Annotated in this window: 23 protein-coding genes and 1 pseudogene; 7 read left to right on the top strand and 17 right to left on the bottom strand. The window is 40.8% G+C overall.

What is annotated here, in order from left to right; genetic code table 11:
• Positions 1 to 30: 30 nt before the first annotated feature.
• From DC094_RS06265 to DC094_RS06310, 10 genes are all read right to left on the bottom strand, one after another.
• Positions 31 to 1317 carry a DUF4910 domain-containing protein gene (locus DC094_RS06265; protein ID WP_116686280.1) on the bottom strand — a complete coding sequence of 429 codons (1287 nt, stop codon included), beginning with the start codon at positions 1315 to 1317 and terminating at the stop codon, positions 31 to 33.
• Complete coding sequence (locus DC094_RS06270) at positions 1317 to 2099, bottom strand: AAC(3) family N-acetyltransferase (protein WP_116686281.1); 783 nt, start codon at positions 2097 to 2099, stop codon at positions 1317 to 1319. The genes DC094_RS06265 and DC094_RS06270 overlap by 1 nt, the downstream gene beginning before the upstream one ends.
• Before the next feature lie 12 nt (positions 2100 to 2111).
• Entirely contained in the window at positions 2112 to 2864 is a 753-nt protein-coding gene (locus tag DC094_RS06275) for a capsular polysaccharide export protein, LipB/KpsS family (protein ID WP_116686282.1), read from the bottom strand.
• The gene (locus DC094_RS06280) at positions 2861 to 3511 is read right to left on the bottom strand and encodes a hypothetical protein (protein WP_116686283.1); all 651 of its coding nucleotides are present in this window, start codon (positions 3509 to 3511) and stop codon (positions 2861 to 2863) included. The genes DC094_RS06275 and DC094_RS06280 overlap by 4 nt, the downstream gene beginning before the upstream one ends.
• 18 nt (positions 3512 to 3529) lie before the next feature.
• The gene (locus DC094_RS06285; protein WP_133245480.1) at positions 3530 to 4876 is read right to left on the bottom strand and encodes a capsular polysaccharide export protein, LipB/KpsS family; all 1347 of its coding nucleotides are present in this window, start codon (positions 4874 to 4876) and stop codon (positions 3530 to 3532) included.
• A 34-nt stretch (positions 4877 to 4910) separates the two neighbouring features.
• Positions 4911 to 6257, bottom strand: coding sequence for a capsular polysaccharide export protein, LipB/KpsS family (locus DC094_RS06290; RefSeq protein ID WP_116686285.1), 1347 nt, complete (start codon positions 6255 to 6257; stop codon positions 4911 to 4913).
• A 15-nt stretch (positions 6258 to 6272) separates the two neighbouring features.
• Positions 6273 to 7172 (bottom strand): UTP--glucose-1-phosphate uridylyltransferase GalU, encoded by a 900-nt coding sequence (gene galU / locus DC094_RS06295; RefSeq protein ID WP_116686286.1) that lies wholly within the window; start codon positions 7170 to 7172, stop codon positions 6273 to 6275.
• Positions 7169 to 7987, bottom strand: coding sequence for a glycosyltransferase family 25 protein (locus DC094_RS06300; RefSeq protein WP_116686287.1), 819 nt, complete (start codon positions 7985 to 7987; stop codon positions 7169 to 7171). The genes galU and DC094_RS06300 overlap by 4 nt, the downstream gene beginning before the upstream one ends.
• An 8-nt stretch (positions 7988 to 7995) precedes the next feature.
• A complete protein-coding gene (locus DC094_RS06305) occupies positions 7996 to 8736 on the bottom strand; it encodes a hypothetical protein (RefSeq protein WP_116686288.1) in 741 nt (246 codons plus the stop codon).
• 91 nt (positions 8737 to 8827) lie between these two features.
• Positions 8828 to 9553, bottom strand: coding sequence for a glycosyltransferase (locus DC094_RS06310; RefSeq protein WP_116686739.1), 726 nt, complete (start codon positions 9551 to 9553; stop codon positions 8828 to 8830).
• 381 nt (positions 9554 to 9934) lie between these two features.
• Between DC094_RS06310 and DC094_RS06315 the strand changes: the two genes are divergently transcribed.
• Together DC094_RS06315 and msbA are read left to right on the top strand one after the other, a co-directional pair.
• Positions 9935 to 10870, top strand: coding sequence for an LpxL/LpxP family acyltransferase (locus DC094_RS06315; RefSeq protein ID WP_116686289.1), 936 nt, complete (start codon positions 9935 to 9937; stop codon positions 10868 to 10870).
• Positions 10871 to 10971: 101 nt separating this feature from the next.
• A complete protein-coding gene (msbA, locus tag DC094_RS06320; protein WP_116686740.1) occupies positions 10972 to 12786 on the top strand; it encodes a lipid A export permease/ATP-binding protein MsbA in 1815 nt (604 codons plus the stop codon).
• Between the two features lie 35 nt (positions 12787 to 12821).
• Here the strand turns inward: msbA and pgi are convergent, their stop codons facing one another.
• From pgi to bamJ, 6 genes are all read right to left on the bottom strand, one after another.
• Positions 12822 to 14522 carry a glucose-6-phosphate isomerase gene (gene pgi, locus DC094_RS06325; RefSeq protein WP_116686290.1) on the bottom strand — a complete coding sequence of 567 codons (1701 nt, stop codon included), beginning with the start codon at positions 14520 to 14522 and terminating at the stop codon, positions 12822 to 12824.
• A 41-nt stretch (positions 14523 to 14563) separates the two neighbouring features.
• Entirely contained in the window at positions 14564 to 16213 is a 1650-nt protein-coding gene (gene pgm / locus DC094_RS06330) for a phosphoglucomutase (alpha-D-glucose-1,6-bisphosphate-dependent) (RefSeq protein WP_116686291.1), read from the bottom strand.
• A 319-nt stretch (positions 16214 to 16532) separates the two neighbouring features.
• Complete coding sequence (locus tag DC094_RS06335; protein WP_116686292.1) at positions 16533 to 16901, bottom strand: NifB/NifX family molybdenum-iron cluster-binding protein; 369 nt, start codon at positions 16899 to 16901, stop codon at positions 16533 to 16535.
• A 232-nt stretch (positions 16902 to 17133) separates the two neighbouring features.
• On the bottom strand, positions 17134 to 17481 hold the full coding sequence (locus tag DC094_RS06340; RefSeq protein ID WP_158527239.1) for a NifB/NifX family molybdenum-iron cluster-binding protein: 348 nt from the start codon (positions 17479 to 17481) through the stop codon (positions 17134 to 17136).
• 26 nt (positions 17482 to 17507) lie between these two features.
• On the bottom strand, positions 17508 to 17723 hold the full coding sequence (locus DC094_RS06345) for a hypothetical protein (protein WP_133245481.1): 216 nt from the start codon (positions 17721 to 17723) through the stop codon (positions 17508 to 17510).
• A gap of 82 nt (positions 17724 to 17805) precedes the next feature.
• A complete protein-coding gene (bamJ, locus tag DC094_RS06350) occupies positions 17806 to 18423 on the bottom strand; it encodes a BamJ family beta-barrel-assembly machinery protein (protein WP_116686295.1) in 618 nt (205 codons plus the stop codon).
• Positions 18424 to 18605: 182 nt separating this feature from the next.
• On the opposite strand from bamJ, the gene DC094_RS06355 reads away from it, so the two are divergent.
• A complete protein-coding gene (locus DC094_RS06355; RefSeq protein ID WP_116686296.1) occupies positions 18606 to 19532 on the top strand; it encodes an alpha/beta hydrolase in 927 nt (308 codons plus the stop codon).
• A gap of 38 nt (positions 19533 to 19570) precedes the next feature.
• A complete protein-coding gene (locus tag DC094_RS06360) occupies positions 19571 to 20038 on the top strand; it encodes a hypothetical protein (RefSeq protein ID WP_116686297.1) in 468 nt (155 codons plus the stop codon).
• 250 nt (positions 20039 to 20288) lie between these two features.
• Here the strand turns inward: DC094_RS06360 and DC094_RS06365 are convergent, their stop codons facing one another.
• Positions 20289 to 20861 carry a GNAT family N-acetyltransferase gene (locus DC094_RS06365; RefSeq protein WP_116686298.1) on the bottom strand — a complete coding sequence of 191 codons (573 nt, stop codon included), beginning with the start codon at positions 20859 to 20861 and terminating at the stop codon, positions 20289 to 20291.
• A 350-nt stretch (positions 20862 to 21211) separates the two neighbouring features.
• Between DC094_RS06365 and DC094_RS06370 the strand changes: the two genes are divergently transcribed.
• The 3 genes and pseudogenes from DC094_RS06370 to DC094_RS22360 form a co-directional block, all read left to right on the top strand.
• Positions 21212 to 22129: a hypothetical protein gene (locus DC094_RS06370; RefSeq protein ID WP_116686299.1), complete on the top strand. Its 918-nt coding sequence runs from the start codon at positions 21212 to 21214 to the stop codon at positions 22127 to 22129.
• A 197-nt stretch (positions 22130 to 22326) separates the two neighbouring features.
• Complete coding sequence (locus DC094_RS22540) at positions 22327 to 22803, top strand: hypothetical protein (protein WP_241503981.1); 477 nt, start codon at positions 22327 to 22329, stop codon at positions 22801 to 22803.
• Positions 22743 to 23033: pseudogene (locus tag DC094_RS22360) on the top strand (Fic family protein); the annotation flags it as partial. The gene DC094_RS22540 and the pseudogene DC094_RS22360, both read left to right, overlap by 61 nt.
• Between the last annotated feature and the right edge of the window lie 11 nt (positions 23034 to 23044).

The raw sequence follows: 23044 nt of genomic DNA on the forward strand, positions 1-23044 counted from the left end.
CCTCCCTATTATCAAGTATCAGAAACTGTTTTATGCTGTAATAAGCAAGCCTTCTTTTTTCAATTTGTCTATCGTTTCAAATAATTCCCAAAAAGGTGCATTAATTCGATTACAAATCTCCAGCGCGCTCATTGTGCCATCGCAGTAAGTAATAAAATTCATCATGTGCATTACTTGGCTATAAGTGTCTTTGGTACTCAAAGTTGGATATAAACCCCGTTTACCTAGCTGCGGCTCACATAAAACAGATACCTGTAGAGTTTCATTTTTTTCAATGCATTCAATAGCTCTGCAATATGCATCATAGCTTCCTTGCAAGCCAGACGGCGTCACAACTGTCAAATCGTCTAATGACGTGTGATATTCAGGGTAACAGTCATACTTCGAGCGCATGATAGAGCAAACAGGCAAGTCTACTCCGGGGCTACAATACTGCCTTTCATCACTGCCTCTCGTAAGAAAATCATATTCGGTATACTCAGGATACACATGCTTAAGAACATGTCGTGCAACCTGATCAGATAAAGTATTTTCCTGACGCGAAGGTAGAAATGAATAGGTTCTATCGTCACCAACACATGTCAGATTAAATCCGGCAACTACTCTCTTTTTTAAATTTTCAATATTTCGACTTAAATACACAATTGAACCGATCGTTTCCGGAATAATGACAAAACGAAAGCTGTGTTTTCTATTTTTAAGCTGCGAAACCCATTTTGCCAAAAAAGTGGTTACTACCGGACCAGAAAGTTCGTTATTAGCCATTGATGGATGGCAAAGGTAACTAGAAAAGAAAATTTCATCCTGAATTTCACCAGGAATATATATTTCCCCGTAAGTCAGGTTTCCATTTTCTAAAACGCTATCTATTACAACTTGATAATTCCCTTGCTTAAGCGTCTCTCTTTGCTGATGCGTAATACAAAAGCCCCAGCGTTCCTTATAATAAGAAGTCATGTATGGAATAGCATCGGGCTGGTCTGGCAGTGAATATAAATGCTCTTGCAATTCATTAAGCGTTACACTCTTATTTACTGGAATAGAATATCCCATCACATGTAAATTAGATTGCTTAAAATCACAAATCTTATTTCCTTCTGGATCTAAAATATATGCATCAGCAATATTCCACTCTTTAGGAACAGCCCAATCAAAACATTGCGTTCCCGAGGCGACTTCATGAATTTCTAGTTCAGGAACCAATTCTTTCAGCATATTCAATGACTGGCGGAATCCATTGCCTGTTATGCTACGACAAATTGGAAACAGTTCATGGCAAAATTGGTGCATCATGCTGCCTTCACTCGAATCATTCATTACTCTTCACCTTCAATCGAGTAAAGTAAACCCTTAGCATTACCTGATTTAATTACTTCTGCCACTGCATTAAAAATATCTTCTGCATAAACCCAGCGTAACCCAACATCTTCAGATGGGCGGAAACCATGATACAGGCCTTTTTCCCACAGAAGTTCTCCCATAGGATCAACATCTGTTAAAACCCCTTCCTCAACATTTCTTACAAACAGAGAGTATGTTTTATCAGAACTCAAGCCATTACTTTCTGTATAATTTCCAGTAAATTTTTTATAATATCGATATGAGACATTATGCATTTCTTCTACATAATGATAAAAAGTCATACTATCTTGGTCGGGCAATCCTAAAACAGCCACTTTCGCTTTATTGTGGTGAAGAATTCCAAAAGGAGAATCTTCCGCATAACCACTTACATTGTCGACGGATAAAAATTTATCGGCATTCTTACCTAAAGCAACAAATGAATAAATCGGGTGACCTGTTCTTACCGCACCTTCTCTTTTTCTAGCTGCCTCAGTTAAAACACCCATTTGTGAAGGTGTTGATCGGATATCAAAACCAGAACCACTAGTGAAATCAAAATTAAACAAAGGTAGTAACAATGTACCTTCAGAACCAACCGCTAATAATAGTGAGTCGAGAATATCATCAGGTGTTAATTTTATTTTCTGACGTAAATATCTGCGAATGGTATTTTTGATACTACTATGAAGAAGAATCATGTCGCCAGATTCAATTCCAGTTTTTTTCCAGTCTTCTGCTAGCTGTTGTACGCTCATTACAAACACCTCTTACTTCCGCAAGGTTTGGATTGTTCGATGATCCTTAAAGGCTGTGATCTCATCTAGGTCGTTGAATATTCCCATAAGATCTTGCTGCATTACAGCTTCACTTCTCTCAGAGATCATCTCATAGTCAGAGTCAACAATTCCGACCCAACAGTTCTTAAGCCAACTTTCGAAATGTTTTCTAATACTGTCAGGATTAATTTTTTCTTCAGAAATTTCTTTCAGGTTCAATTTAGGATTGAATTTATAAACACCTGGGAAACCATCATACCAAGCATCGCCAAATGTCAGTACAGGTCTTTTCAGGCGAATAGATTCCCAACCAGCAGTACCAGTTATGGTTGCAACTATGCATGATTTTTTAATCAACCATTTAGTATCAATGTTTTTCCCAACAAAAATCAAGTTATCGATACTATGCATTCGTTTAAAAAATTCATCGCCACGATAATAATAATCGTAATATTGCTTAGGGTTTTCCTTAACTACGATTTTCCAACCTTTTGGCAAGATCCTAGATAAATGCTCAATAGAAAGCATCTGATCTTTATAATCACCGCCCATCACTGAGGTCGTCATTTCAGGCTGAAGGTGTAGTGGATAATATATGAATTTTCCATAACCGACGGCCTTCTCAAGCTTTTTCTCATCCCAATGGCCAAAAGATTGCATATTATTCCAATATGCTTTTTCGCCAGCAATACGACGATCTATTTTCTCTTTAGGGTACTTTTTGAATCCTAAACGAGACTTCACCCACTGACGAAACCATTTAGCACGATCTGGCTTATCTCTCCATTCCTTTTTTTATTTTTCTTCATGTAAAACATTTCCTCAGCCTCGCAATCAGGCATCGGTAATATTAGTTCTTTCGGAGGAAATCGAATAGGATAAAGATCAGCATTGTAATCTTCATAAATTCTGAGTAAATTCGGGAAAAGTGTTTGCATTACATAGAATACTCTACAACCTTTCCACTTCAAGTAATCCGAGAGAATCTGATCAATACCAAAGTGAGGGACAATACTGAATAAAACCCACTGAATCGAAATGGTATCAATTTTTTTAATATACCACTTTAAAATATTAATAAAATGAGCTTTTGCTCGCTCTTCACCATGAATTTTATATAGTGTAGATCTTGAAAATTGCTCTAGGTATTGAGGAAGGTTATCCTCAAAAATTTGTTGCATAGCTTTGGGGATCTTAATATTTGAAACATCAATATTGTTATCGACAAAGAAAGCCTCAGTTTCCATTGTTTCAACACAGTAATCATAATCGACTGCATCACCATGATAACCGAACCACATTTTATCGATGTCCAGATTATTGACCGACTGAGCCAGTAGTCCTCCATCAAACCGCCATAAAATCTTGCACAATTTCTGTTGATCTTTCATTCTAAAACCTACTTATGATTAACAGCTTAACTTCATTCGCTGCTGCGTAAGATCTACAAATAATCGAGTAATCAGACTGATATTTTCTTTTAAATCGACGCCCGATGATTCATTGTAATCAGCATCAATGACACCACGATAGCATTTTTCAATAAATATCTGAAAGTCTTGTTCAAGTTGATTTATTGAAATAGTCGCGCTTGCCAGTTCATCCAGTTTCAGATTGGGATGATAAGGTGTGATTCCTTCAAAACCCTCATACCAAGCACGGCCAAACATTAGTGTAGGTTTTTGCATTCTAACGGCTTCCCACAAAGCTGTACCGGTAATTGTTGCTGTTATCTGTGATTTTGAAATCAACCACTTTGAATCAACTGAAGTGCTAGAAAACACTACATTCTGCAACATTTTAAGACGCTTAAAAAATCTATCATCTCGATATTGGAATGTCTGAATTGGATTTTCTTTGACTACTATCTTCCACCCTATAGGCAACTTCTCATGCAATACCTCTATAGCAAGCACTTGGTCTGAAAACACACCGCCTAGCGCTGATGTTGTCATTTCTGGTTGGTAATGTAGAGGGAAATAAACAAAAGGAATATCATCTTTAACAATCTTATCAAACTTATACTTATCTTTATTTATTTTATCTTCTATTCTTTTGAAATATTTTTTTCCGTCAAAATAAGCCATATCTGCCCATTGAACAGAGTAACGAGAATCTCCAAGGCCTGCTTTAGTTCTTGATTCCAACCACTTTAAAAAAGAAGGTTTTTTGAGTCGCAGTGTTTTCATGTAGAATAAAATTTCTTTTTCACAATGCGGCATCTCTTGTTTGCCAATATTTTTTAGCAAACTCGGCGCAGGAATAACATTCAAGTCAGTATCAGTAACCATATACAATGGAGGAAATAGCGTTTGCATTCCCCAACGAACCATCACACCTTTCCATTCAAGATAATCAGACAGAACCCGATCAACACCCAAATGTGGTGGCATAGCAAAAAACGCCCATTCTATATCAACATCTTGATATTTGTCGTACCACCACTTCAAAAGCAACAATATATGTTGTCTATTTTGCTCTGGAGTTCCAGTTCGACAACTGCGTGTTCTTGATAGTTGGTCAAAATAAACAGACATATTTTGATTAAATTTTCCCAACAACGATGCGGGTAATTGAATCTTTTTTATTGAGTCAGGCAGATTTTTGCTGAATGAAAAGAGCTCAAGTTCATTACGATTATAATCAACACGCGGAGAGTATTTCCCGATACCGTACCAATCAGCATCATCGAGCTTCGAAATGGCCTCTGCACCGCCAAAACCTTCAAAACCATATATAATTTTTTTTTTGTTCACCACGAAAATCTCTCTGTCATGTTAAACCAATACACTAATCAACAGCTGAAAGTCGATGCATTTCACAATACACATCAAACATGTTCTGCGACAATTCCTGCTCCGTTGAATCTGAAATGTTGACATAGTATTCATCAACAATCCCTTTCCAGACAGAACCAATAAATCTATCGAAATCTTTCTCTAATTTCTCATGATCAGTTTTACAACTTATAATTTTTTCTATATCAATTCTATAATCAAAAGAATACACGCCATCAAATTTAGCGTACCATGCTTTTCCAAAAGTTATTATCGGCTTTCCATATCTAATCCCTTCCCAGCCCGCAGTACCTGTGATGGTTGCAACCGCCGAACTTTTTTTAATCAGCCATTTTGAGTCAATACATTTACCAATAAACAACGCATTTTTTAAAGCTGACAATCGAGTGAAAAAAACTGAGTTTCTATATTGAAAAGTTTGCTTTGGATTTTCCTTCACAATTATCAGGTAATCTTTTGGCAACACCTTACTCAGTCTTTCCAGAGCAAGCATTTGATCGTCATATTCACCACCAAACATTGAAGTCGTGAGCTCAGGCTGATAATGAAGCGGAAAGTATATTATCTTTCTTTTGTTTAAAGTTCTCTCTAGCTTATCCTGAGTCCAAAGCCCTGCGGACTTGAGGTTTCTATAATATAAGTATTCCAATCTTAACTGTGTAATATTTACCCGGGAACGCTCACTGAAAGCAGTTAATGAATACTTAATTAGTCGACGCGTCCATCGCCAATACTGTGCTTTTGGCTTCCCATGAATGACTCCAACCATATATGATAACTCTTCATTATCTACATCGGGAAGATCTACTTTCATCTCAACCATTTTTGTTTTTGGCTGAATTTGATTAAGATTCTGATCATAAACTACAAATAAATCAGGGAATAACAATTGATATGAAAAATATGTTTTGCCCCCACACCAAACCACATAATCTGAAAGAATTAAATCAAAACCGAAATGAGGTGGCGCGACAAATGAAACATAATCAATTATTTCATTTTCAAACCGCTGGAAATACCATTGCAAAATTCGGTATAAATGAAGATAGACTCTAGGTTCATTTGTACTTTTCCCAATTCCTTTATGGCAACGGGAAAATTGTTTTCTATATAAAGAATACCGATCGTCAAATATCTCTTTAAGAGAATCAGGGATTGATACTTCACTAGAGTTTTTAAAGAATTTTTTTGTAAACTGGTCGTTCTCCATTTTGTCAATCCAAAATGAATCTGACTCGTCTAATAGACTTGTTGAGAAAAGCATCTTTTTATCAGCATATTGATTATATGCATGCATTTGAAAGCCTTCATTCAGCCCCCAAAATATACTAAGTCCCATAACAACCTCATCAATTTAGTATTTTTTAGCCATACATTCTTTCAGAACTGTTTCGAACTCTTCACCTAACTCTTGATCTCTTAGCGCATACTCAACATTGGCTTTCATATAACCTAACTTACTACCACAGTCGTAACGAGTACCTTCGAATTGATAACCAAAGACTCGCGCCTTCTCTAAAAGACTCGCAATTGCATCCGTTAACTGAATTTCACCGCCCGTTCCTTTTTGCGTTGCTTCCAACTCAGTAAAAATTTCAGGTTGCAATACATAGCGCCCAACTACCGATAAGTTAGATGGCGCATCTTGCATCGCTGGCTTTTCTACAATGCCTTTCAATTGATGTACTTGTTCGTGGTGAGTTACACCGCCTTCAGTGACTGGATCAATCACTCCATACTGATGAACTCGCTCCATCGGCACTTCTTCAACCGCCACTACTGATGATTGCTGTTTCTCAGCTAATTTGATCATTTCATCAAGGCATTGCTTTTCTTCACAATAAATCATGTCATCAGCCAGCAGCACTGCAAAAGGCTCATTACCAATTAAAGATTTTGCGCACAAAACGGCATGCCCAAGCCCTAAAGCTTCATGCTGACGAACATAAGAACAACTAATGCCTTTTGGAAGAATATTTTTAACCATTTCCAATTGTTCAAGCTTATTAGCTTTTTCTAACTTATATTCCAATTCAAAGTTACTATCGAAGTGATCTTCAATTGCTCGTTTTGACCAAGAAGTGACAAAAATTAATTCTGTTATGCCAGCAGAAACTGCTTCATCAACCGCATATTGAATTAGTGGTTTGTCTACCACTGGGAGCATTTCTTTAGGGCAAGCTTTTGTTGCTGGTAAAAAACGAGTACCCATTCCTGCAACGGGAAATACTGCTTTACGAATTCTTTTTGTCATAACTTTTCTTCCGAAGACGGGCTAAAAAACAAACTACCTTTAACTTCTGCCATACGCCTTTTTGATTTACCCAATGTGGTTAATTGACGTCTAGCCATTCTAAGCTGGCCATTAATTCTTCTCAATTTGCAAACATAGGTTTTTAATGAAGAATCGGCATCAGCGCGTAACGGCTTGGACTGTAGATTAATGGTGGAACCTGGATTAATAGGCGAATTAACATTATAAAAATCGCATCGATCAGCTTGAATCGCTGCTGCTGGCTCTACCTGATAACTATTGAGATTATAACTCGCACAGATTATTGCATCAGCCAAACCGGCCTTTCCTGCAACATTATCCAGCAGTTTTCTAGCTCCTGAAGGCCAGAGTACATATGCCGCAGCGCCTGTTCGATCTTGAAACAATCTTCTTAAAACAAATTGATTAAACAATGGATGGCTAGAACTAGAGAGGATTTTCTTACGTCCTCGTGCTTCCAGAGAAACATGATCAATTTCACGCATCGCCATTAAATTCTGAAGAATCGCTGAGGTATCATTTACAAGAATTGCATCATCTTCCAAAACCAATATGGGTTGTTTTGCTTGTGCAATTTGTTGCCAGACCTTGTAATGGCTTTTAAAGCAAGCCACCTCTGTCTCAAGCATTGGGCGTTCCCATGTACAATAAATAGATTGGTACTCTTGCGGCGAAATATCTGAGCAAGTCACTGCGCTAAATATTTCTAGTTCGAACCCTAGCGCTTTGGCTTGCTTGAGCTGAAATTCACGCCTTTCTAGCGCACTTTCAAGGTTAATAACTATTGCTTTCATACCGTTTATTAATTCCACCAACCAGTTCTGTCACGAACATGTCTTTTCTTAAAACGACCATATACAGTATCTTCGCCTTGAATCCGTTCAAAAATTTCTAGGAAAATCTCACCTGCAGGATTACCTTGGCAGTTACGGTCTATTCGCCAGCGCATATTACGAATCGTGTCGTCAGTACCTACAGCAAAACAGGACATGCCACTAAATAAATCAACTCGGCCACTTTGTAATGTTGCTTTAATCTCATCAGAGTCTGCAGCATCTTTGCTTTCTTGCAACAAACGTTCAGTTTCATGCAATTTGATGGTATTCATCATTACCGGAACAAGTAGTCCTAAAGCTTGAGTAGTTGGGTCTGAAGAATGATCAATGAAAGTATCTATGGCAGAAATAAGCCAGCGAATATTTAGATGTTGACGCAAAAAATCGCCTTGCTGATCCCACAGTTCAAAAAAACTTTGTAAAGACTGCTGCAGATTAGATTCTCGCCGAATCAAAACGATCAGCTTGGCGTGGTGGTAAACCAATTCTGATTGACCTGAAAATTCATGGCGCAGATGTTCAATATGTGTTTGTAGATCTTTATCTGCACCATGTGTGTATTTCAGTTTTGCATCATTGATCAGATTATTTTTCATTGCTTCATAATCAACTGAAACAAGCTGACTGATAAGCTTGTCTCCACCTTTTCTTTTTTGATGCCTACTTAGAGAAAAAAACTTGGCGAAAGAAGATTTTTCTTTTTTCATATTTTCCTTCCAACAACCATGCGGCTACTGTCGGTAGCCCACTAACGAAGAGGATGCGAAATCAATCACCACTCTTATAACAATCACCCTACTACTTCCAGTGATCCGCTAACCAAGGGCAAGGGCGAATTGGCCGATACCACTTGTGAGTGATCCCTGCAATTGCATGTTCCGGCAAAGGGTAACCGTGAAAAATAAGAATCTTTGTATTGGGTGGTACTTGCGGATCTTTGAAGTAGGCAATTGGCCACGGCGATACGCAATTATATTTGAAGCTAATACACCACTCTTCAGGCCAAAAGCTCAGTTTGTCTTTTTGATTAATTTGATCAGAAAGATAAGCCTGCTCATTTCTAAAGCTACTTTGTACTTTGGCAAAATTCTGTTGGAAATAACTAAGTACTTCTGGGTGCTCACCAATTCTAAAACGGTAGACGGATGAATTGCCAATCAAGCGGCGCTTAAATTTTTTGTCTCGAATGATTAAAAAATCACCCGGATGACTAAATAAATCATCTATATTGCCAACAATAACAACATCAAGATCAAGGAATAAAGTCTCACCAGATAACCCTGCGAGATCAGGTTCAAAGGTCGAGAGTTTATTCCAGCCTCGTTCTGGAGCACCTTCTGGTAAATCTAAAGAAGGCAGTGGCATCGCCTCAATTCCATCTTCCAAACCAGTATCGTCGTCAGTAAAACAAACAAAACGGAAGTTCAGGGTTAAGTGGCGTTTAACCATTCGATATAAGCGATTTGCATAATCAGCACCATACTTCTGGCCCCACTTCATACAAATAATATTCACCGGTTGCATTGCTTTAATGATCCTTTGGTAGCTTGGAACATAGTTGACCCACCCACAGCGAGATGAAGCCATATATATACCCAAACCACCCTAAGATGCAGAATTCAACTGAAACTAAAAGCATCTCAAATAGCTTGGGTATGAAAGCTGATCATGGCTGGGCAATCTTCGATGCTTTGCCCGTGAAATGATCAGATTCAAAGTCGAGCCAATATAACATTGATGCTAAATACTGTCAGGACTCAGCTTTGCTCAAAACATAGATCTCCATCTTATTTATCATATGATTTGTAACAAACAGGCGGCTTCTTGATGAAATTTCTGATAGATACAGGCAAAATCCAGATTGAATTTACTTTCATTGGGGCGATTTAGTCCTATACAGGTTGCATGGAAACAGCACTCTTCAAACCAGCCAACTGGCTACCATGGCTGGCTATGGTAGTACTTTGGTTGCTATCTCTTATTCCGCATTCAATACAACTTCTTCTTAGCAAGCTGCTTGGGCGTTTGTTAATGAGGCTATTGTCTGAGCGACGTCATATCGCCCAAACCAACCTCAAACTCTGTTTTCCTGAAATGCCTGAACAACAACGCGACCAACTACTCAAAGAAGTTTTCAGCAATACGGCAATGATGTTGTTTGAGTCGGGTATTGCTTGGTGGGGTTCAGATAGTCGTAAAAAGCCAATGCTTGAGGTGCGTGGTGAGGAACACTTGCGTCCCTATCTAGAACGCAAACAAGGTGTGATTTTACTCAGCGGGCACTTCACTCCAATCGAGATGGTTGGCAGCCTGCTGAAGTTTATCCATAGATTTACCATTGTCCGCCGCCGCAACAAAAACCCCGTCTTTGAACATGTTGCCCATACTAGCCGACTAAAAAGCTACAACATTATCGACAAATCATCACCACGTGAAATCGCTCGAGCATTGCGTAACGGTGAAGCTTTGTGGCTCAGCATGGACCAGGACCCCGGCAAAAAGTCACATGTATTTGCAGATTTTATGGGGGTGAATACCGCAACAATGACCGCAGCAACCAAGTTAGCACGCTTGTCAAAAGCAGTGGTTGTCCCCATGTTCTACTTCCGCGAAGGTAGTCGCTATGTGGTAGAGTTCATGCCTGCTCTGGATAACTTTCCCGGCGAGTGCGAGCAAGAAGATGCAAGGCGAATTAATCAGCTGATTGCAGATAAAGCACGCCAACATCCCACTCAATACTATTGGGTGCATCGTCGCTTTAGAACTCGTCCAGAAGGTGAATCACCCATTTACCCGCCGAGTCCTCGTCAAGTGAAACGAGCACAAAAACAGGCACAGTAATTAAGTGGCTAATCTAGTAGATAATACCACCCATTTCCGTCAGTTGAATGCAGGGAAAAACCTACTCTCGACTGACCAATAATAGAGATGAATCAATCCCAATGAGCCACCAATCTAGCTCAAAAAACCAAAAGTCCAGCTCAAAAAAGCCGCAACCTGATTCGACCAATAAAAATACTGGCAGTAACCAGGAAGACTTATGGCAAGTTTATTTACGCCTACTGGATTATATCAAACAACATAAAGGTGCTTTTGCTCTGAGTATGTTTGGCTTCGTACTTTTTGCAATTTCACAGCCAGGCTTTGCCCAGCTAATGGAATATTTTGTTGAAGGATTGCAAGGTGACGATGACAGTCTTATTTACTTAGTCCCAGTAGGTGCTATCGCATTAGCAGTATTCCGCGGTATTGGCAGCTATTTAGGTAATTATTATCTAGCCAAAGTGTCACTTGATATTGTTCATAAATTGCGCAGTGAAATGTTTCAAAAACTGATGGGATTACCACTCCCCTATTTTGAAAAATATAATTCTGGGCATATCATTTCTAAGCTAACTTACAATGTTGAACAGGTTACTAGTGCCGCAACAGAAGCATTAAAAATAATGGTGCGCGAAGGTTTCACTGTAATTGCACTATTAGTTTACTTATTTTGGAATAACTGGAAGCTTACTTTTATTCTATTAATCCTCGGCCCCGTTATTGCTTTTATTGTTAAAAAAGCTAGCAAGAAATTTCGAGCTATTAGCAAGCGAATTCAAGAGTCAGTGGGTGATGTTACCCATATTGCTTCCGAAACAATTCGCGGCATCGACGTAGTTAAAGGCTTCAGTGCTGAACAACAAGAAGCCAACCGTTTTTCCGATGCGTCCAAAAACAATCGTGACGCCAATGTTCGCTTGGCTCGCAACCAGTCAATTTTTACCCCAACACTGCAAATACTGGTAGTGACCGCTATGGCTGGTATTATGTTTTTGGTCTTGCTCATGCGTAATGAAGCATCGCCCGCAGAGCTAGTCGCCTTCATTACAGCTGCAGGCATGCTACCTAAACCGGTACGCCAACTAAGTGAAACCAACGCCAGAATGCAGCGAGGCTTAGTCGCAGCAGCCAGTGTTTTTGATGTGATTGATGAAACACCTGAAGCCGATAATGGTCAACTACTACTGAGTGCATGTCAGGGAAAGATCGATATTAAAAATCTCGGTTTTACCTACCCAGAACAAGACAAAGCAGCACTAATTGATATTAATTTATCAATTCATCCAGGACAAACCGTAGCCTTGGTTGGTAGTTCTGGCAGCGGAAAAACAACACTAACTAAATTAGTGAGCCGCTTTCTGGAACCGACTGAAGGTGAAATTCAACTAGATAGCACGCCCATTCAAAAAATCACTCGTGAAGATTTCCGAAAGCAAATTGCGTTAGTGAACCAAAACGTTATTTTATTCAGCGATAGCGTACGCAAAAACATTGCCTACGGTGAATTAGCCCTGCAAGAACAGCAGGCAGTCGATTCAGCAGCTGAACAAGCCCAAGCTCTGGACTTTATTAACAACCTGCCAGATCAAATGGAAACGGTACTGAGTGAAAACGGTGCTTCATTATCGGGCGGACAAAGGCAGCGATTAGCCATTGCCCGAGCACTGCTAAAAGATGCACCTGTGTTAATTCTTGATGAAGCCACTTCTGCACTCGATAGTGAATCAGAAGCTGCGATTCAGCAGGCTTTGGAAATTGCTACTCAGGACCGAACCACACTCGTGGTTGCCCACCGACTTTCTACCATTCGTAATGCCGATGTGATTGTCGTAATGGACCAAGGCAAGATAGTTGAAACCGGTTCTCACCAGCAATTACTGGATAAAAAAGGCGCTTATTATCGCCTGCATTCTTTACAGTATTTCCAGTCTTGATTTAAAAAAGCCCGGGAAATATTTCCCGGGATTTTTTAATCATTCAACAGTTTGAATTTTTTTATTAATCGATTCGTTGAGCTGTCTTCTACATCAGAAAAAGCATCTTCTGATAAGCAATCAAAAATCTTATTTCCCAAAACTTTCCCAAGCTCAACCCCCCACTGATCGAAACTGTTTAAATTCCAGATAATCCCTTGTACAAAAACCTTGTGCTCGTAAAGCGCAACTAGAGCACCAAGGTTTTCAGGCGTTAGCCTGTCCATGGTTAACATATTGCTGGGGCGGTTTCCTGGAATCACTTTTTGCCTTGCCAATGATTCAAGTTGTGATTCATTCAAACCTTTATTAGCTAATTCAGCTCGGGCTTGCTCCAGGTTTTTACCTTGCATTAAGGCCTGACTTTGTGCAAAAGCATGCGCAACCAACCAACGGTGTTGCGCTCCAATCGGGTTACAGCTTTGCAAGGGAACAATAAAATCTATCGGAACTAGGCGGCTTCCTTGGTGAAATAACTGATGATAAGCATGTTGACCATTCGTGCCCACATCCCCCCAAATGACAGCTCCTGTATGATAATGAACAGCTTCGCCATCACGGGTGACTGTTTTACCATTAGATTCCATATCCATCTGCTGCAAATGTTTGGGGAAAGTTGTTAGTCGGGAATCATATGGAATAACCGCATGACTTTCTGCACCAAGCCAGTTCTGGTGCCAAATGCCTAACAAGGCCATCACAACCGGCATATTTTCTGTAAAAGGCGCAGTTAAAAAATGCTGATCCATTGCACCTGCACCTTTTAACAGTCGTTCAAATACTGCATAGGATGTTGCCAGCGGAATCATTAAACCAATGGCGCTCCATAATGAATAACGCCCGCCAACCCAATCACCCATCGGAAAGATATTATCTTTGGCAATACCAAACGCAGTTGCAGCAGAAATATTGGATGAGATTGCTACAAAATGGCGGTGAATATCTTGCTCAGGCACCCCTTGCTCCAGCATCCAACTTCTGGCTGCTGTGGCATTCAGTTTGGTTTCCAAAGTTGAGAAAGATTTGGATGCCACAATAAATAAAGCCGTTTCAGCATCAATATTGGTCAATACTTGGTGCAATTCAGTCGGATCAATATTAGCAATATAATGCGTCGTTATATCGTCTCGCTGCCAAGGTTGCAGGCCATCCAACACTGCTTTTATGCCAAGAAAAGAGCCACCCACACCAATGTTGATAATATGGCGAATTTTCTTTCCGCTGTATCCTGTCCATTTACCGCCATGGATATTACTGGTGAGAATTCGGATTTTTTGCAGAACATCTTCAATACCCGGCTTAATCGATTCGCCATCGACTTGTGGATCACTATTGGTAAAATCACGTAATGCTGTGTGAAATACTGCACGATTTTCAGAACTATTTATTTTTTCACCAGCAACCATTGCTGTACGCTTTTCAGCCACACCAGCTTCACCTGCCATTGCAGCAAGCGTTTTTAACAATGGCTGATCTATAGCGTTTTTGCTGAAATCCAGCTCCAGCCCGGCAGCCGATATCAGATAAGTTTCAGCTCGCCTTGGATCGCTGGCAAACAAACCCGAAATCGTTTGACTGGATAACCGATCTCGGTGAGCAGCTAATATTTTTGCAGATGCATATTGAGAAAGCGGCGTTGTATTCACTGCCGGTTCCCACCCTTTAAAATTTGATGGCTTAAAATTTTCACTACTCATTTATCTATCCTTGAGCTGATTTCGCTATTCCATACCAACGACTAAATGCCAGCAGCTATGAAAATTTCTGAAACCAGCAACTGCGCTTCCTTTTGAATTTGCTGTAAATGCTCAGGCCCGCGAAAGCTCTCAGCATAAATTTTATAAATTGCTTCTGTGCCTGAAGGACGAGCCGCAAACCAGCCGAATTCTGTCTCCACTTTCAAACCACCAATTGCCGCACCATTGCCAGGCGCATGGGTCAGTTTACGAGTGATAGGGTCACCGGCCAATTGGTTACTGGAAACCTGCTCTGCAGACAAATTGGCAAGCAATTGCTTTTGTTGCTGATTTGCAGGTGCATCCATTCGCGCATAGCTAGGCTCACCATATTCAGCAGCTAACTCTTGATAGCGCTGACCAGGGTCACGCCCTGTAACGGCAGCAATCTCAGCAGCTAGCAGCGCTAAAATAAAGCCATCTTTATCAGTGCACCAGGTTTGGCCATCTTTACGCAAGAAACAGGCGCCGGCACTTTCTTCACCACCAAATAAAAAATCACCACTCGCCAAGCCATCGACAAACCATTTGAAGCCAACTGGCACTTCTTTCATGGTTTTACCTAGCCCATTACACACACGGTCAATCATTGAACTAGATACCAGTGTTTTACCAATAGCAGCATGCGCTGACCACTGCGGGCGATGGGTAGACAGATAATCAATTGCAACAGCAAGGTAATGATTCGGGTTCATTAACCCCAGCGGCGTTACAATGCCATGGCGGTCAAAGTCAGGGTCATTTGCCAACGCTATATCAAAACGGTCTTTCAACTCGACCAAAGAAGCCATTGCATATGGCGACGAGCAATCCATTCTGATTTTGCCATCGTGGTCTAAACGCATAAATGAAAAAGTCGGATCAACCTGATCATTAACTACTTCAATGTTTAAACCATAGTGCTGAGCGATTTTCTCCCAATAGGCATAACCAGAACCACCAAGCGGATCAACACCAATTTTTAGCCCTGAATTTGCAATTGCTTGCATATCCACCACCTGGTGTAAATCTTCGATGTAAGGCGACATAAAATCATAAGCTTTTATATGGCGTTGACTGATGGCCGCTTGATAATCCATTTTCTGAACAGCCTGCAGATTCTGCTGCAAGATTTGATTAGCTCGCTTTTGAACGCCTGAGGTAATCTCACTTTCTGCAGGCCCACCATGTGGCGGATTATACTTGATACCACCATCTGATGGCGGATTATGAGAGGGCGTAATAATTAAACCATCAGCCTGCTGACCAGCCGCAGCATTGCGATTATGCGTCACAATCGCATGGGAAATGACAGGTGTTGGTGTAAAGCCACCTTCTTTTTGGTAGTAACAAGTTACCTGATTGGCTGCCAGCACCTCGATAGCTGTTTGCTGTGCATACTCAGAAGCAGCATGAGTATCCATCCCCAGAAACAACGGGCCACCGATCTTATTTGCCGCTCGGTACTCACAAACCGCCTGAACAATCGCTAAAATATGTGCCTGGTTAAAGCTGCTATAAAGCGGGTTTCCTCGATGGCCAGAGGTTCCGAAATTGACCAAATGCTCAGGATTATCAGCATGAACTGCTTTGCTAGAGTATGCGGCTTTCAGTGCATTAACATCGATCAAATCTTCTGGCTGTGCAGGAAGCCCAGCTCTTGGGTGAGTCATACATATACTCCAGTAAGCAATTCAATATATCGCCCCTCAATCGCCGAAGCCGAGGCAAATGCCAAGCAATGCAGTACTCAACCACCAAGCGGTTCGATCACATTCTGGCTGGCAGCACTAGTAGATACTGCAAAAAAACATATTATGATGTTATGCCTTTATTACTGCAATGACCCACATTCAAGTAAGCAAGTACCCTGATACTGGCGTACCTAACAAGCCCTGAGCACCTGTTAAGATAAAACAATCGGTGCGCACTTCGTGTTTACTTATCGCGACACCTCTGAAGTTAATTATTAAATATCACAGTTTTAATAATTTACTTATGGTGCCCACCGCAATCACAACCACAATTTTCACTGGCATCTTTAATCGGTAACACCCCGGCTGCAATGGCACGTGCCGCTTGCTCAGGGTCTTGTAAAGTTGTCGCTACTGCTTGAATATTTCGCTTGGCCATTTTATTAACAAAGCCTTTTCCCATGCCACCGGCAATCAGCATATCAACCTGGTCTAACGGGTGTGCAGAATCATGAGAAAAACCATGAAATGCTTGCTCTTTAGATAATTCCAGCAATTGTTGGCCAACAATTGCCTTATTTTCAATATCAAACAGCCAGAACTTTCGACAACGTCCGGCATGGTCGGTAATACTTTTTTTGTTCTGACTGGCAATTGCAATTTTCATTTCGCGCTCCTTTAATTCTCATTTAACTCGTAACTAAACGTCGAATTAAATGAGAATAAAAAATACCTCTTTAAGAAACCTTAAAGTTTTAAAGTTTCATTAATTGAATCTGAGTTCAATAAGCAAATGCTAATCAATCTCAAGTCGATTCACTATGAGGTGGCGCAAATTCTAAGTAATATAAAAAGAATAAATTGTGCAAGAAAACCTAACTAAAAACAGGTTGTTCTCACTATTTGCTTTTGCTTTTTCTTGCGGCTTTAAGCGGCAAAGTATCTGACAGATAACACTGTGCAGCGATTCTTGGACCCGTTAACGAAGTCGCTAATGCTTTAATTTCACGCTTGGCCATTTTGGCAACAAAGCCTTCACCAACACCTGAAGCAATTAATACTGAAACACCATCCAAAGGATGAGGTTGGTCCTGCTCAGCAACACTTAACAGTTGATCTTCAGTTAACTCAATGATCTTTTCTGACATGATTTTTCTGTTTTCAACGGTGAAAACAATAAATTTTGGGCATCGACCTGGCTGGCCAGTAACGATTTGTCCATTGAGACTAGAGATTGCAATTTTCACTTTATTCGCCTTGATGAGATTTAATGTTAAATAACTTTATAAAAAGTCAGCATACATTCCATCCTTGGAAATATTCGAACCAGCATCCTGCTTCCTTCGATATACATTCCATCCTTGGAAATATCCGCACCAGCATCCATGCTTCTTTGCGGCATACATTCCATCCTTGGAAATATTCGAACCAGCATCCTGCTTCCTTCGATATACATTCCATCCTTGGAAATATCCGCACCAGCATCCATGCTTCTTTGCGGTATACATTCCATCCTTGGAAATAAAAACGCCACCCGATTCAGGTGGCGATTTATATGACATTTTGAAAAATTAAGCTTCGATATCAATCAGCTCAACATCAAAAATCAGTGTTTCGTATGGGCCAATGGCTCCACCAGCACCCTGAGCGCCATACGCCAGGTTGTGCGGTACATACAAACGCCACTTAGAACCAACAGGCATTAATTGCAGCGCTTCAGTCCAACCGGCAATAACGCGGTTAACTGGGAAGGTCGCTGGCTCACCACGTTCAACTGAGCTGTCAAATACCTGACCATTCAGTAAAGAACCATGGTAGTGAACCTTAACAGTCGCTTCTGCCGTTGGCTTTTCACCCGTGCCTTCAGACTGAACTTCATACTGCAAGCCAGACTCAGTAGTGATAATGCCTTCGCGCTGGCCGTTCTCAACCAAGAACTTCTCACCTTCGCCCACTTTAGCTGCCGCTTCAGTTTTCTGCTTAGCTTCAATACGCTGGTGAATTTCTTCAAAAGCTTCTTGCATTTTTTCTGGAGCAACCGGGCTTTCAACGTCGTTCAAACGATCCGCTAGACCACTTAAGACTGCATCAATCGACAAACCTTCAATTGGATTATCTGCCAATTGGTCACCAACCTGACGGCCGATGCCGTAGCTTACTCGTTCTTCAACTGTGTTGTACTCAGACATGCGCTTTCACCTGTATCAATCAAGGCTGCGATTGTAAATTTATAGCCAAACCACTGCAAGGTGCAGAATTCGGCTGGCGTTAGCAACGTCTTTAGGCACAGCATCATAATTACAGGCGGATTCTCAATCAGAAAATGCCTACTATGCTGAAAGTCAGATTAATGGGTCATGGATGATCATGGATGCTGGCGACAAATAAGCTCTGTTTGTTACTGCTGTTAACAACGCTCTTTCCACTAATTGGTTGTAATAGCCAATGGTTTTACCGGCCAAATGATCATCGTTATACCCACGCTTACCCATATCCAATCAAGCCAATGCAACTGGTCATTCCCTCTAACTCAGGTAATAACCTCAGTGGATTATATTTTTCTGCTTCAAACAATCAGAGCCTGCTGGTGCATTTTCATGGCAACGCGGGAAATATTTCAGGCACTTCAAGAAAATTTAACTGGCTAGTTAAGCATGGATTCAACGTTTTAACTTTTGATTACTCAGGATATGGAAAATCTTCCGGCGATGCTTCACCGCAATCTATAGCAAAAGATGCAACCAGTATTTTGAATTTCTCATTGAGCTTCGCTGATAGAAAAAATCTCAGCAATATTACCCTTGCAGGTACGTCACTCGGTGGTAATGTGCTGCTACAAGCCTTAGCTCACAACCTTGATGCTAGTAAATTTCAGCAAGTGATTATTGATAGTAGTTTTCTGAGCTATCGCAATACGGCAAGCCATGTGATTCGAAAAGGTCCGCTAGGCAACTACCTTGATTGGATACCCAACTATTTAATAAGTGAACAACTTTCGGCACTCAATGCGATGCAGCAACTACCACAAATCCCCTATTTAGTTACCCATTGCACCACCGACGCTCTGATTCCAATTGAATTTGGCGAACAAATTTTTCAGCAAATACCTTCGGCAAACAAACAGATGTGGAAAATTAATAACTGTGGTCATGCCAGAGCATTTGAAGCTGAAGAAATCAGTAATCGACACCGCTTAAAAGAATTTCTTCAGCAGAATGTTCTTAGCCATCTAAGTAAACATTTCAACAATCAGCCCACCCACAAGCTAACAAAGCTGGAAATTAAAGATGAACTCTGACAAATTGGCCAAATACCGTTAGCCAGACAACTAAACCTATGAACCAAACACCTTACCAACCACCCAGCTCCAGCCTTTCTGATCCACAAAAACCCGGTACACCTTTGCGGGCGATTATTACCGGAACATTGTTTGATTTAGGTGCCACCATATTGATGAGCATGGTCTTTTTTATTGGCTATTCGATCATGCTTTCTAGCCAAGGCATGCCTGAGCAGCAAGTACTAGACACCATCAGCAACTTCGATAGCATTTCTGGCTGGGGGTTATTGTTAAACGGGCTAGGTTTACTTATCTCGGTTTGGGCCGGTTATGTTTGCGCCAGAATCGTGCAACAGAATGTGATTAAAACCGTACTGATTATGGCTGCTGTGATAGCCGTATCTGGCACCATTTTGAGCGGTAACGAAAGCACCACCACCTATGTTGTTCTTTCAACCATCGCAACCATCATTGCCAACATGGCCGGTGGGGTAATTTATCTAAATAAAAAAAGCAGGAATTAACTGCCCGTGTAGATTTAATGAGTGTTAACGAAATCAGACATTTGGCAACAAATTCAAAAGTGTCTGATTGTGCCTTTGGCTTATCAAACTTAAATATTAATCGTTGCATCATTCGACAGATACGGCGCATATAACTCCCGGGCGCACCCAACAATCACTTGAAGTAAGGTGTCATCTTGTGCAAATACTTACGCAACGATTAATAAAACAATGAATATCAGTAAACCCCATGGCATTTTTCTATGCCAACCTAAGCCATTTCACTCATTTCAGGCTTAACTTTGAGCTTTTGCCATTCAGATTTAAGCATGCCCCAGTTTTGATGATCAATATATTGCCCATGCAAACATTCATGCTGACGAAGCACGCCTTCCAAAGTGAATCCCAATCGCTTAACAATTTTCTGGCTCGGCGAATTATCAACACCACTGCAAATAACCACTCGGTTCATCTGTAGTTTTTCAAATGCATAGTCAACCACAGCAGCCACTGACTGACTCATAATTCCCTTGCCATTGGCTTGCTGGCTTAACCAATAACCCACCTGACATCGATGATGGTTCGCATCAATCAAATTTAAGCTCACCATACCGACAATCTTTCCCTGATGAAGCACCAGTAAATCCATGTCGGTTCCATCGACCATCTTGCGAATTGAATTTTTAACAAAAGCACGGCAATCATCGACCGCTTCCCATTGTGAAACCCAGCTCAGCCACTGGCCAAGAAACAGCCGATCATCATCCACCAAGGCAAACAACTGCTCGGCGTGCGCCGAACAAAGCGCTTCCAACTGAATGTCCTTATTCACTGGTATTGGCATATTTCAGTTCCTTTTAATTATTAACACAAAGCACTCGTAGGTTAGATAAGCGCAGTGCCATCTGACATTGTTGTTTTCAAAAGGCACGAGTACTTATTTAATCTTACAGATACAAGCTTGAATAAGCCAAGGCGTAATTAGACACTTTGAATGTATTGCTAGACGCCTGATTTCGTTATATGACCCACATGGAAGTAGGAGCATTTCGAAAATCGATGTGACCATCCCGCGTTAAATTGAATGATACAACCTACGCCAACCCATGCAATAGAATCAAATGGTTAATGTTTTAGTGATAACTAGCTGGTACTCATCGTGATTGCCGAAAGTTGCATTTCGCCGTAGGCTCTATGGCAACCTACACTGCGAGCCATCAATCAGGGCCACTAAGCATGTTGCTACTCGCGTCAAAAATTCTAATTACCTTTGCCACAGTGGTTCTACTGGCCAGTGTGGCTGAAAGACTGGGGCCACGACAAGCCGGTATTTTATCGGGTTTTCCTTTAGGCACCGCTATTGCGTTATTTTTCTTTGGCTGGCAGCAAGGCGCTGTGTTCGCTGCACAAAGTGCTGTTTATACTCTGGCCGGTTTAGCATCAGCAATCTGCCTTGCCTGGGGATATTTAAAATTGCTGCAATTAAAAAACCAGCATTTGCCATTGCCTGAAGCACTCGAATCGAGACCCAAGCTAACAGCAACAGCTGTAAATAGTCGTGGTTTATCTATATGGATTATTCCAGCAATTTTTATCAGCTTGGTCTGCTTTCTCGTCAGCAGCTGGCTATTGCAATTCTTACCTGCAAGCCGCTGGCTTAATCTTGCTTTGGTGGCAATCGCCATTATATTTTTTCGACAAATATTTAAACCAATCCCCGAGCATAAAATTCAAATCAGTCAGAAAACAAAAAAAACAGATAAATTAAAAACACTATTTTTTCGTGCCAGCATTGCCACTTTAACTATTTTACTGATTACCGGTTTAGCAGAACTATTGGGGCCAACTCGGGCAGGGCTTCTGGCCGCATTTCCTATTAGTTTTTTTCCGCTAATGCTGATTTTACATATTAGCCATGGTGAGCAAGCGTTAGCTGCAACGATTAAGCATTATCCAGATGGGTTAGGTGCGTTGGTAGTGTATTGCTTCAGTGTAAGCTGGCTTTACCCAATAATTGGCATTGGCTGGGGAACAATTGTTTGCTTGTTATTATCTTGTTTTTATTTATGGGTTTATTCCAAGTTAATATTGTCGAAAATCATCGCCAGTTGATTTAAATGCAGGTCGTCATGAACGAAGTGAATAGCGACGGTGAACAGGTAAACATTGTCACGCTTCGCCAAGACTCAGGGATGACCTACTGAGCGCCCATTAACCGAATCATGATTTTTTCTCTGAGCTTAGGCCGCTGTTTAACTCCTGCACTACCCATTATAATCGCTATCAAACCAAATCACCGAGCAACACCAATGAACCAGATTACGCTTGAACAGCTATCACCCCATCAAGCTTTAGCTATTCAGCTAGCCAAGCGTGATGTTCCTATGCTGGTGTGTGATGCAGTCAATTTGGAAGGTATTGCTATGACCTTGCCAGAGGTGCAAACCATTCTTGATGGTATTACGGTAGGCGGCCATAAAATTAGTGATCAGAACATCACAATCAATCAATCATCCGCCTGGCAAGTATTGTTTGAAATGGTAAAGAATGGACAATTTGTTTTTAATAAAGAAACTGCATTAGCCATTCACAAAATTGCTGCAAAAGAAGAAGCCTTGGAGTGGGGCCCAGAAAAAATAAATAGCAGGTCAGGGTATGTCACCATCAGTGGCTCCGAACATCAACCCCTACTGCCGACCAGCTTGAAGAAGCCTGGGAAGCGACTGAAAAACAAATTACTAAAACAAACAGTATTTACGACAAAGCGATCAGTGCTTTTTTATTAATGGCAAGAAACCAATTTTTTTGGGATGTAAATAAAAGAACTGGCCGATTTATGATGAATGGCATTCTATTGGATGCTGGTTTACCGATTATTAATGTGCCTGCATCACGCCAACAAGAGTTTAACCAGTTAATGTTAAATTTTTACAGCGACGGTGATATGACAGATATGAACCAGTTTTTACGCAGTTGCCTCAATCCATTAATTGTCGCTAACTTTCAAAAAAAATGAGGACGGTTTTC

The organism is Pelagibaculum spongiae (genome assembly GCF_003097315.1).
GTDB lineage: Bacteria > Pseudomonadota > Gammaproteobacteria > Enterobacterales > Pelagibaculaceae > Pelagibaculum > Pelagibaculum spongiae.